This is a genomic window from Gillisia sp. Hel1_33_143 (assembly GCF_900104765.1).
Classification (GTDB): Bacteria; Bacteroidota; Bacteroidia; order Flavobacteriales; family Flavobacteriaceae; genus Gillisia.
Genome location: NZ_LT629737.1, coordinates 3352701 through 3365630 on the forward strand (window position 1 = coordinate 3352701; position 12930 = coordinate 3365630).

The window sequence follows — 12930 nt, forward strand, 5'->3', positions numbered from 1 at the left end:
GATAGAAATTTTATAAAGATTGGAATACTGTATAAATGGATTTTGCTCCCAAAAAAATAGCGATGATAATAATTATCATCCCCAAAATATTTTGAACTATACTATTTTTATACCTACCAAGTACTGAAGATCTATTTACTATCCAAAATAAGAAAATAGCTATTATAGGCAATAATAAGCCATTTGCAATTTGAGCAAAACGGATGATTTCTATAGGATTTAATTTAAGAGAAGAAAAGGTCACACCTAAAAGAATGATGCTAGCCCATACAAGTTTAAATTTAAATGTTTTTAAACCACCTTGCCACCCTAGACAACCTTTAACCACATATGCTGCAGCTAAGGGTGCAGTTATAGAAGAAGTAATTCCTGCTGCTAAAAGACCAACTCCTATAAACCATCCTGCAAAATCTCCGAATAAAGGTTTTAAACCTTGCGCAAGATCTGCAGCGCTATTCACATTAGTTAAGCCAGGAACTGCAGAGGTAATAACAATAGCCATTGAAACTAACCCGCCCAATGCAATGGCAACTATCAATTCTTTTCTTGCAATGGGTAATTGCGAGGGTTTATTCCACTTTTCTCCAACCAAAGAGGCATGTAAAAATAGGTTATAAGGAACCACGGTAGTCCCCACCAATGCAATTACGGTTAGAATTTTATCTGCACCTAATTCCGGAAGAAAAAGACCTTTAAATATTTTAGTTAGATCGGGATTGGTAATAATTGCGGTTACAACAAATGAAACACTCATTACCAGCACCAAACAAATAAATACTCTCTCTAATATTTTATAATTCCCCAGAGATAATAATCCAAAAGCAATTGCGCCTACAGCAATACTCCAAAGATTTATAGAAAAGAAACCAATATCATAATATTTTGGAGTTACTACAGAAGTTATTCCAAGTACCGCTCCGGTAATATTCCCTGCTTCATAAGCAGCATTACCTATTACAATAGCAGAAAATATAAGTACAATTGCAAGTTTTCTTAGAGAAGGTGTTTTAATTTCATCTCGAATACATTCACTCAAACCTTTTTGTGCTATAATTCCCAACCTTGCAGCCATTTCTTGAAGCACAATACAAGCAATTATAGATAAAAGCAAAGCCCACAGTAAGGCATATTGAAAATTAACGCCGGCTAAAGTACAAACGGTAACTGTACCGGGACCTATAAATGCCGCCGAAACTAAAACTCCCGGTCCTACATTATTAAGCCAGTTTTTCACTTATTAACTTTGGCTTCCTGCAATGCGTATATAGCAAAACTTCCTAACCAATGCCCTCCTTCATAACTATCTCCTGTGAGATTATTAAAAGAACTACTCACGTGTTGATCTGCAACTTTCTTTAAATGACCATAGATTTCAGGATATTGATTGGTTAGACCATACATCACCCAAGCTCTGCTAAAGTTAAGTCCGTCCAGATGCACTAATTTTCCATCAGTTCTGTCTGACACTTCTCCTGGTTCTAAAGCGAAATCTTTATTTTTTAGGTCTGGCATAAAATCTTGGATCCAAAGGTCGAAAGCAGCTTTAGGAAGTACTTTTCGCATAATATCTACCTCTTCTAAACAAGGAGATAGAAAATCAAATCCGCTTGGTTCCCAAGACATTGGGCAATTATCATCTTTTAAATAATAATCTTTGGCTCTTTTTTCTATAATAGATAAAAAGTTTTCATTGTTTGCAGTTACCGCATAGTCATGCGCAAAGCTTAAGGCAAAAGCAGTATTAGTATGCTCTCCAACTCTTATGGGATAATTTAATTTTGGTAGGAATTCTGAAAATCTATCAACTATTATTCCTGTAAGCGGTTGCATATTTTTAGAAAGCTCCACTCCTAGATCGCTATCCCATGTACGCAATTCTTCATCTAATTTTAAAAGCCATGCCCAACCATAGGTACGTTCATAATCTGCATTGTGCTCCCCTCTAAAATAAGATACTTCTGCATCTATATTTTCTTTTGATAGAGATTGCTGCAAGGCTACTTTAATATCATTAGCTTTATCTAATTTTGGAAATTCTTTTAATAATCTTACTAAAGACCAATGCGCATGCACAGAAGAATGCCAATCAAAACAGCCATAGAATGCTGGGTGCAATATTTTAGGGTTTTTAATATCTGCTTCGCTGCCTAGGGTTTGCCCTAATTTATTTGGATATTCTGTATTGATACAAGCCAATGGCAACTCCACCAATTTGTTTGCTTCTTCTAAATTTAGTGCTATAGCATCAGAACCAATCAAAGCGTCTATAGATATTACAGATTCTGATACACTATCTGATGCAGCATTTTTAGCGTTTTCTGGATCATCACGATTTTCACCTTTGCAACCAATTAATAAAACAAGCAGTAACGATAGGAAAGTTCTTTTCATTTTAGATGGGATTCTGTCAACTTAATTGTTAATTTCTCAAATGTATTAAAATCATTCGGATAGGTTAAAAAAGTAAGAAAAAATTAACCTAACCAACCCTCTCTATCTAGACTTCTGTATTGAATAGCTTCAGAAATATGCGCACCTTTTATGCTTTCTGAATTTTCTAGATCTGCAATTGTTCTGGATACTTTTAAGATCCTATCATAAGCTCTGGCTGATAGATTTAATTTCTCCATAGCATTCTTCAGTAATTGCTTTGAACTATCTTCCAACATACAAAATTCTCTAATCTGCTTTACGCTCATTTGGGCATTATAATGAACATTCTCAAAACTTTCAAATCTATGTGTCTGAAGCTGCCTAGCCCTAGTTACTCTTTTTCTGATCTCTACACTACTCTCTCCTGTTCGTTCTTCGCTTAATTTCTCAAAAGGAACGGGAGTTACTTCAATATGGATATCTATCCTATCCAGTAAGGGCCCGCTAATTTTGCTCAAATACCGTTGCATTTCTGCCGGAGAAGAATTCATTGGAGCTGAAGGATCATTGAAGAACCCACTCGGACTAGGGTTCATACTAGCTACCAACATAAAACTGGATGGATATGTAACAGTGAATTTCGCCCTCGAAATAGTAACTTCTCTATCTTCTAAAGGCTGTCGTAACACTTCTAAAACACCTCGTTTAAATTCTGGTAATTCATCTAAAAATAAAACCCCGTTATGAGAAAGAGAAATTTCCCCCGGTTGCGGATATGCACCACCACCAACCAAAGCTACATCAGAAATAGTGTGATGCGGGCTCCTGAAAGGCCTTTGAGACATAAGACCTACATTGTCTTTAATTCTGCCCACTACGCTGTGTATTTTAGTTGTTTCTAAAGCTTCATGTAGCGTCATAGGAGGAAGAATACTGGGTAGTCTTTTTGCTAACATCGTCTTCCCTGCACCTGGTGGACCAATAAGAATTACATTATGACCACCGGCAGCTGCAATTTCCATACAGCGCTTTATCGATTCCTGGCCCTTCACATCAGCAAAGTCATGATCTAGATGTTCCTGGGCATTTTTAAATTCTTCTCTGGTATTAATAACCGTAGCTTCTAACGGAATATCCTTATCAAAGAAATTAGTGACCTCGGTAATATTACTTATTCCGTATACATTAATTCCACTAACAATAGCAGCTTCTTTCACATTTTGCTGAGGAAGAATAAATCCTTTAAAACCTTCAGCTTTTGCTTTGATCGCAATTGGAAGAGCGCCCTTAATTGGTTGTAAGCTTCCATCTAAAGAAAGCTCACCCATGATGATATAATCTGAAATGTTCTCGGCTTTAATTTGCTTGGAGGCAGCAAGAATGCCAATAGCTAAAGTAAGGTCGTAAGCAGAACCCTCCTTTCGAAGATCTGCCGGAGCCATATTAACTGTTATTTTTTTACCAGGAAAATTGAAGGAATTATTCTGCAAAGCAGCAGAAATTCTAAAGCTACTTTCTTTAATGGCATTATCTGGCAAACCCACTAAATGATATCCAATACCATTAGCAACGTTCACTTCTACTGTTATTGTGGTAGCTTCTACCCCAAAAACAGCACTCCCATATACTTTTACCAACATTTAAATAGGTTTTACTTAAATGTAGCAAAATTAAGTTAGCTAAATACTAAACTTTAATAACGTTTTTGCGGTAATGTTCTAGTAATGCGTCTATTGGGCGTCTAATTATATTACCTATCTCTAATTGATAAGGTTGTGCTACAGCTCTAATAATATCTTCACTAAAGTAAGCTATGGTACCAATAAAGTGAATTGGCACATTTTGAGCTTGCTTAAAACAAAGCACTCTAGAGTGAATAAATTCTTGCAAACCTTCATGAACAAGCTTGTAGAAATATCCATTACGCTCATTAGAGAAAATAAATTCAGCGAAAGATGCTAAATAAGTATTTGGGTTTTCTTCTTTGTAAAGATTCCTTTTAATATCGTCGCTATCCAGATTAAAAGACTGTTCAAACTTAACAGCCAATTCTGGAGGCATACGTTTGTAGTAATAATCACGAATTAATCGTTTTCCAAAATAATTACCACTAGCTTCATCCATAAGCATATAGCCTAAAGATTGCACTGTCATTTCAATGTTCTCACCATCAAAATAACAACTATTAGAACCGGTTCCTAAAATACAAACTATTCCAGGCTCTGTGGTTGCAGCATATACCGCAGCTACCATATCTTCTTTTACCATAACATCATCTGCATGGGTAAAATAAGAAGCAATAATATCTTCTAATAATTTCCTTGGAGTTTCTGTTCCACATCCGGCACCAAAAAAATGAACTTTTTCTACAGTGTCAATAACTCCTCTAAGATCCTCATTTTCTGCTAAACGCTCTTCGAGTTGTCTTTTTGGAAATACCGCTGGATTTAGTCCTTTAGTACGAGTCTTAAAAACTACTTCTCCCTCCATATCAAGAAGGATCCAGTCACATTTGGTGGAACCACCGTCGGCAATTAATATCATTATTATTTCTTTATATAGTAAAAAAGGCTGTTTTAAACGCAGGTTTAAATTTTGCTTTTAAAACAGCCTTCAGAATTATTTTAGTGTGCTTTATTAAATTGAAGCAACGTGTGCTGCAAGTTCAACAAGTTTAGCAGAATAACCATATTCGTTATCGTACCAAGCCACTAATTTAAAGAAATTATCGTTTAATGCAATTCCTGCATCAGCATCAAAATTACAAGTATTTGTATTTGATACGTAATCTTGTGAAACTACCATCTCTTCAGTATAAGAAATCACCCCTTTATAAGCTCCTTCTGAAGCTTTTTTGAAGGCTGCTTTTACTTGCTCGTAAGTTGCAGCTTTTTCTGTTCTTACTGTAAGATCTACCACAGAAACATCTGCAGTTGGAACTCTAAAAGCCATTCCTGTAAGTTTTCCTTTAAGAGAAGGTATCACTTTAGTTACTGCTACTGCAGCTCCTGTTGAAGTAGGAATAATGTTGTTTAAAGCACTTCTTCCTAATCTGTAATTTTTCTTATCTGGACCATCTACAGTAGACTGAGATGCAGTTGCAGCATGCACAGTTGTCATAAGACCTTCTACCATTCCGAATTCGTCATCAATCACTTTAGCTAGTGGCGCCAAACAGTTAGTAGTACAAGAAGCGTTAGAAACGATGGTATCTTCAGCTTTAACATCTTTATGATTAACTCCCATTACAAACATAGGAACATCTTTAGACGGTGCAGAAATTACCACTTTTTTAGCTCCAGCCTTAAGGTGAGCCCCGGCAGAATCCATAGTAGTAAAAATACCTGTACAATCTAAAACAATCTCTGCTCCAACTTCATCCCACTTAAGATCTTCTGGATTACGTTCTGCAGTAATTCTTACTGTTTTACCATTTACAACTAAATGTCCATCTTTTACTTCAACTTCTCCATCAAACTGACCGTGAACTGAATCGTATTTTAATAAATATGCAAGGTGGTCTACATCTAAAAGGTCGTTAATAGCAACAACTTCAACTTTTCCACTTGAAATAGCATTTCTAAAGGCTATTCTTCCAATACGGCCAAAACCGTTAATTCCAACTTTTACACTCATTTTTTCTAAATTTAATTTTTTTTAAATAGAAGTGATGTCTGCCACCCTTCTCAAATTCTTATCATATTTAGGTTCTCCCTGAATAGCAACTTTTAATGGAACGGAAACCACTTGCTGATGATGAATTCCAACCATAATGGTTCTCTCCCCTCTTAACAAAGCATCTACTGCTCCAACTCCTAATTTGCTTGCTAATACTCTATCATAACAGCTTGGAGAACCCCCTCTTTGAATATGTCCGAGCACAGAAACTCTTACCTCATATTCATCCAGGTTTTGTTCTATAAATTCTGCCAGCTCAAAAATGTTCTTTCCACTTTTATCGCCTTCAGCAACTACTATGATACTGGATGTTTTTCCAGTTTTCTTACTTTTTCTTAAAGATTCTATAAGTCTATCTACCCCTGTATTTTCTTCAGGTATCAAGATCTCTTCTGCCCCGGCCCCAATTCCACTGTTAAGTGCAATATCTCCAGCATCACGCCCCATAACCTCCACTAAGAAAAGTCGGTTATGAGAACTTGCGGTATCTCTAATTTTATCTATAGCTTCTACTACTGTATTTAAAGCAGTGTCATATCCTATAGTGAAATCTGTTCCGCTTATATCGTTATCTATGGTACCTGGAATCCCGATAACCGGGAAATCAAATTCTGTATCAAACAAAAGCCCACCGGTAAAGGTTCCATCCCCACCAATAACTACTAATGCATCTATGTTAGCATTTTTAAGGTTATTATAGGCTTTCTGTCTTCCTTCTTTGGTTTGAAATTCTTTAGATCTTGCCGATTTCAGAAAAGTTCCTCCTCTGCTTATAACATTACGTACCGATCTAGCATTTAATTCTTCAATATCATTTTCTATAAGACCTTGATATCCTCTATAGATCCCAGCACATTCAATATTATTAAAAGCACAACTTCTTACTACCGCTCTAATTGCGGCGTTCATTCCGGGAGCATCACCACCAGATGTTAACACTCCTATTTTCTTGATTTTTTCTTGCATTAATGTAAAAATATTCGATTTGAGCCTTAAAACCTAATTTCAGTCAGCACTCAATCGTTTTCGGTTGATAACTCATAAAAAAAGCCTCATTTCTGAGGCTCATTAATAATATATTAGGAAAAAAACCTATCTATTTGTTAATATGATAAATTCCCATGGCTTAAAATTCATCTTTTGATCAGCCTTAAGTTCAACAGATTGACCTTTAATATAGTCATGAAAATCTCCTTTAAGATCTAAAGTAAACTCTGCAGGAGCTTTGGTCATATTCGCAATGTAGATCACTTTTTCATCTCCATTTGCTCTTTCAAAAGCCAATACATTTTTATCATTACTTGTGGTTAACCTTTTATATGCTGATGCCTTTTTACCACCGGCTAAAGCTGCATCATCATTTTTAAGTTTTCCTAATTTCGCCATTAAATCCCAAACTTGACCTTTAGTTTTTGGAATACTGTCTTTTTCGAAGAATTTTAATCTATGGTCAAGACCATATTCTTGTCCGCTATAAATTAAAGGCATTCCGGGAATTGTATAGGTAAGCGCCAACATAGTTTCAGAAGCATCTCCCATTCTTTCCTTAACAGTTCCACTCCAGCTATTCTCATCGTGGTTGGTTACAAAATTCATTAAGATATCATCTTTTTGAAAGGTAGTGTCTATCTTTTTCATGTAAGCATCCCACTTTTCAACCGTAGCTTTTCCTTGAGCAATATCATTCATAATATGATGACCTTCCCAGTTGTACCCCATATCAAAAGCTTTGTGAAAAAGATCTTTATCTTCAGACTCTGCCAACATAAATACCGGACGAATAGCTTTAATCTTATCTACAGCTTGTTCCCAAAATTCTGTTGGAACTTCACCCGCAACATCAGCTCTAAAACCATCTACTTGATGTTTATCTACCCAATATGTTAAACTATTGGTCATTGCAGTCCAAAGATCTTTATTGTCATAATTAAGATCTGCAGTATCTGTCCACCCCCAAGATTCTCCAGTTTCAGGATTAATAGGATCTATGATCTCACCTTTGTCATTCTGAGTATAATATTCTGGATGCTCTGTAATCCATTTACTATCCCATCCTGTGTGATTTGCTACCCAATCTAAGATCACGTACATGCCATTTTCATGAGCGGTATCTACCAAATCTTGAAAATCTTCTTCAGTACCAAATTCAGGGTTTACAGCAGTATAATCTGTTACTGCATAATAACTTCCTAAATATTTCTCACGCTCTTTTTCATCTTTAATATCACTCACAAACCCTCCTCCGGTTGCTTTTCTATTTTTTACCGAAACAGGATAAATTGGCATTAACCAGATCACTTTAACTCCCAATTCTTTTAACTGCGGAATGTCTTTCGTAAATGCTTTAAAAGATCCTTCTTTTGAATACTGACGAATGTTTGCCTCATAAATTACAGAACTTTCAAGATCTGAATCTGCTACAGGAGCTAATGTTTCCTGCTCATTTTCCTGAGTTACAGTTTCTTCTTGCTTGTCATTCTTGCAAGAAGCCATAAATGCTACTGTTGCCAGCGCTAATGCTATTCTTTTCATAGTTAACTTTTATAAATGATTAATTGAATTTTATATGGATCGTGGAGTTTTCTGTGACTAATTCTATTCTGAAAATAAGTTCTTTAGCGTTCTCATTCCAGCTGAATTTTTGAGATTTCCCATTGAACTCTAATGCTTTCGGTTTTGCTGAAATATTATGAATGATGATATCTAAATGCTTAAATTCTGATCTGAAATTTGCTCCTAACTCTTTTTTAATTTCAATATCAAGCTCGCTTGCTGAAGCATTACTCTTTATTTTCAAAAGTTCATAAGCTCCATCTTTAAACGCATTTGGAGTTTTTCCATCATCATTATAAACTTCAGCTTCGCTTGTTTTTGCTTCAGCATCATAATAAAAATGAAGATCAAGATCTGAAACGTTATAATCAGTAGTATTTTGCATAGGCTTAGCCATCGGAATGATAGACCCACCTCTTACAAATGTTGGAATATGATCTTTTTCTAAATGCACTTCAGCAGTTGTTCCTTTCCTATATTGTTGTCCTGTGTAAAAATCGAACCAATTAGAAGTTGCCGGAAAATAGATCTCTTTTTCAGAAACATTTGGTTCAACCACCGGAGAGATCAAAAAATTATTCCCCCATAAATAAGTGTTAGAAATGCTATAAAGCTTATAATTTGCAGATTCTTCAAAGAATAAAGGTCTCATTAAAGGCAACCCAGAATTGCTGTTTTGATAAGCGAGCGTATAATTATAAGGCAATAATTGATACCTCAACTCAATAGATTTTTTAGCGAGTGCTTTAGTTTCAGCATTTTTAAATACAGGTTCTGAGGCTACTGCTTCTTGCGCATGCGGACGAAAAATGGGTTGAAAAACGCCATATTGTAACCAACGTGTGTAAAGCTCATTATCTTCCAGATCCCCTGCAAAACCTCCAAGATCTGAATGCATATAAGCCAGCCCTTGAAGTCCCATTTGTAAAGAGATCTCCGGTTGTGGTTTTAACCCACCCCAACTTCTGCTGACATCTCCAGACCACGGAATAAGTCCAAAACGTTGTGATCCTGCTGCTCCCGCTCTCATTAAAATAAACGGACGTTCTTTTGGAAATTCTTCTCTATAACCATCATAAATAAGTTTTGCCCAATAATGCCCGTAGATATTATGAACTTCGTCTGCGCTGCCAATACTGTGTTGCAATTTAGATGGATGAACTTCTGGTTCTCCCAGGTCTCCCCACCAACCTTTTACACCATAACTTTTAAGATCTTTATAAATATCCCAAAACCAATCTCTCGCTTTCGGTTTAAAAATATCTACCAAACCGGTGTTCCCAAAGTAAAAATCAAATTTAAAAGGTTGGCCAATAGAATCTGTTCCTAATACATTTTTAGCAACCGCATTATCCCATTTTTTGGACGTTGTTAATATAAATGGTTCTGTTACTAAAATGGTATTCACGCCCTTATTAAGTAATTTAGCAATCATCTTTTTAGGCTCCGGAAAAGAATCTTTTACAAATTCGAGATTTCCCATGGTGCCTTTAATATCATGACCAAACCAAAAAAGATCCAAAATAATAGCATCTACCGGAATGCTGTCTTTTTTAAATTCCTCAATGGTATTCAAAACTTCTTTCTGAGAGTGATATCCAAATCTACTCGAGAAATTACCTAATGCCCAACGAGGCGGCATTGGCTGGCGACCTGTTAATAAGGTATAATTTGAAATGATATTCTCCCATGTTTCTCCAACAATTACCTGATAGGTCTTTCTGCCACTTATTGTCTCATAAGTCAGCGTATTGTTGTGCTCACTGTCCAGATCTAAATATCCAATAGGAGCATTATCAAAATGCAACAAATATTTCTTTGAAGAAATAGCAATTGGAAGCGTATAATTAAGCAATTCAGATTTGGTGGTATAACCATAATGCGCACGGTTATAAAGTTGAAGTCTGTTCCCTCTTCTATTCATTCCCAAAGCACGAGCTCCTCCTCCATAAAGCATTTCAGATTCGTTTAAATTGAAATCTAATTTTTCAAATTCTTCAGTTTTGGTATAACCCACTTTTTCTGAAAGCACTTTTTCACCTTCAAAATAATAGCTTATCTGAAATGGAGCTTTTGTAATTACAACATCAAGGCCATCGGTATCGATTTTTAATGAGTTATCATCTTCAGAAACATTTACCTTCACATTTTTAGGCGCTAATACCACCGCAAAAGATTCCGGATTGTACTTTTCACCTTTTGGAATAAAAGAGGTTTCCATGATCTCTTTGGTGAAAGGCATAAACCGGTATACTCCATCGCTGGTAGAAATGGTGATCACATTAGCTTCTACTTTATGTGTTTGATATTTTCTATCAGGATTTTGTGCATGTAATGAGAAGGAAATTATTCCTATAAACAGAGCAACAAAAAGCTGTTTTGAGATTATGAATGTTGGCTTATTTTTCAAATTTTGTTTTTATAAAATTACTTCAACTCGATCACCATCGGTGATTTTGCATTGATCTTTAATTTCCCAGAAAGATCTACTCCTTCTCCGGTTAAAATATCTGTTCCGGAAGTATGTTCTTTAATTCCTTCAGCAAAACGATCTAATGAGATCTCTTTATCTTCAGAATTATTATTCATCACTACCATTACCGTTTCTTTCTCGTTATATCTGAAATACACATACACATTGTCTTCCGGTAAGAACTGCATCAATTTACCAAAGTGCAGCACGTCTTTATTCTTTCTATAATTCAACAGTTTCTTGGTGAAAGCGTAAAATTCATTCTGATTATCTGTTCTTCCTGCTTGAGTAAAAGCACTTGCATCATCACCTTGCCATCCTCCGGGAAAATCGCGACGAATGTCTCCGTCTCCTTTAGCATCTTTGTCTCCCATCATTCCTAACTCATCACCATAATATACCTGAGGAATTCCTCTAGTGGTGAAAACAAGCGTCATTGCTAATTTGTACTTATCAAGATCTCCCTTATAGATCTGATTAATCCTGTTGGTATCATGATTTCCGGCAAAGACTAAAATATTATCGATATCTGCATACAAGAAATCATTTACAAAATTCTCATAAGCTTTCATCATTCCATTTCCCCAACCTTGATCTTCTTCATTAAACATAGAGGTTAATGCATCATGAAAGGTGAAATCCATCACAGAAGGCAGGTAAGAATTATAACTTTGAATGGCGCTAATTGGGCTGTCTTTTTGCCAAAAAGAGATCTGCGCCTGATCGTGCATCCAAACTTCCCCAACGATATTGAAATTTGGATATTCATCCATAATTCCTTTCGTCCAAGCCGCAATTCCCTGTTTGTCATTATAAGAATACGTATCTACTCTAAATCCGTCTAGATCTGCATACTCTATCCACCAAATTGCATTTTGAAGTAAATATGTAGTCACTAAAGGATTGCTCTGATTTAGATCTGGCATTGTCTTGGTAAACCAACCATCTACGCAATATCTCAGATCTCTTGCAGAAGCATTTTGATCCATTTGCGTGGTCATTCTATAATTAGAGTTGGCGTATCCCGGAAACTGATGAATCCATGTGTAGGTAGGAAGATCTTTTATCATCCAATGCTCTGCGCCCCAGTGATTGGTAACATAATCCATAATAAGTTTAAGATCTTTTTTATGCATTTCTGCGGAAAGACGCTTGTAATCTTCATTGGTACCATAACGAGGATCGATGTTGTAAACATCGCTTTGCGCGTAGGTATGATAAGAATATGTAGGATCATCATCTTCTAATAACGGGGTACTCCACACTGCTGTAGCTCCTAATTCTTCTATATAATCTAAATGATCTATAATTCCCTGAATATCTCCTCCATGTCTCCCTCCTAAATTATCACGATCTGCTTTTTCCAACATTTCTTTGGAAGAATCATTTTTAGGATCTCCATTTGCAAACCTGTCTGGCATGATGAGATACATAACATCACTAGCATCAAAACCTTGACGTAAAGCTGAGTTTTCACGACGCTCCTTTACTTCATAATTCTTGCTGAAAGTCACTTTCCCTTTTTTCTTAAAATCGATTTTTAATGTTCCTGCTGCTACATCTTTCAAATCTAAGGTTACAAAAACGTAGTTTGGGTTTTCGGTTTTTGTAATGCCGTTGATCACAACATCATTGCTCACAGCTACATCATATTGGGCGATATCTTTCCCGTGGAACATGATCTGCAATTCATTTTGTTGCATTCCAGACCACCAAAATGGCGGTTCCATATGATCTATTTGCGCGTTCACAGAAAATCCGCAAACTAAAAAGACTAAAAATAAAAGGTTAGATACTCTCATAAATTCGATATTCTAAGAAATAAAAGATCCAGAGAGCGCAATACATTTAAA

At 35.9% G+C, this 12930-nt stretch carries 9 protein-coding genes; all 9 read right to left on the bottom strand.

Going from position 1 to position 12930, the window contains the following annotated elements:
- Positions 1-10: 10 nt before the first annotated feature.
- The 9 genes from BLT84_RS15540 to BLT84_RS15580 all read right to left on the bottom strand — a co-directional run bounded on the left by BLT84_RS15540 (position 11) and on the right by BLT84_RS15580 (position 12879).
- Positions 11-1234, bottom strand: a complete 1224-nt coding sequence (locus BLT84_RS15540; protein ID WP_091267705.1) for an Nramp family divalent metal transporter — start codon at positions 1232-1234, stop codon at positions 11-13.
- Positions 1231-2391: a DUF2891 domain-containing protein gene (locus BLT84_RS15545; RefSeq protein WP_091267708.1), complete on the bottom strand. Its 1161-nt coding sequence runs from the start codon at positions 2389-2391 to the stop codon at positions 1231-1233. Before BLT84_RS15545 ends, BLT84_RS15540 begins: the two co-directional genes overlap by 4 nt.
- Before the next feature lie 83 nt (positions 2392-2474).
- Positions 2475-4013, bottom strand: coding sequence for a YifB family Mg chelatase-like AAA ATPase (locus tag BLT84_RS15550; protein WP_091267712.1), 1539 nt, complete (start codon positions 4011-4013; stop codon positions 2475-2477).
- A gap of 46 nt (positions 4014-4059) precedes the next feature.
- Positions 4060-4917, bottom strand: coding sequence for a BadF/BadG/BcrA/BcrD ATPase family protein (locus tag BLT84_RS15555; RefSeq protein ID WP_034887981.1), 858 nt, complete (start codon positions 4915-4917; stop codon positions 4060-4062).
- Positions 4918-5010: 93 nt separating this feature from the next.
- Positions 5011-6009 (bottom strand): type I glyceraldehyde-3-phosphate dehydrogenase, encoded by a 999-nt coding sequence (gene gap, locus BLT84_RS15560; protein ID WP_091267715.1) that lies wholly within the window; start codon positions 6007-6009, stop codon positions 5011-5013.
- Between the two features lie 21 nt (positions 6010-6030).
- Positions 6031-7017, bottom strand: a complete 987-nt coding sequence (gene pfkA / locus BLT84_RS15565) for a 6-phosphofructokinase (protein ID WP_034887978.1) — start codon at positions 7015-7017, stop codon at positions 6031-6033.
- A gap of 126 nt (positions 7018-7143) precedes the next feature.
- Positions 7144-8583: an alpha-amylase family glycosyl hydrolase gene (locus tag BLT84_RS15570; RefSeq protein WP_091267718.1), complete on the bottom strand. Its 1440-nt coding sequence runs from the start codon at positions 8581-8583 to the stop codon at positions 7144-7146.
- Between the two features lie 19 nt (positions 8584-8602).
- Complete coding sequence (locus BLT84_RS15575) at positions 8603-11014, bottom strand: TIM-barrel domain-containing protein (RefSeq protein WP_231929370.1); 2412 nt, start codon at positions 11012-11014, stop codon at positions 8603-8605.
- Positions 11015-11031: 17 nt separating this feature from the next.
- A complete protein-coding gene (locus tag BLT84_RS15580; protein WP_091267721.1) occupies positions 11032-12879 on the bottom strand; it encodes a glycoside hydrolase family 13 protein in 1848 nt (615 codons plus the stop codon).
- Positions 12880-12930: the final 51 nt, after the last annotated feature.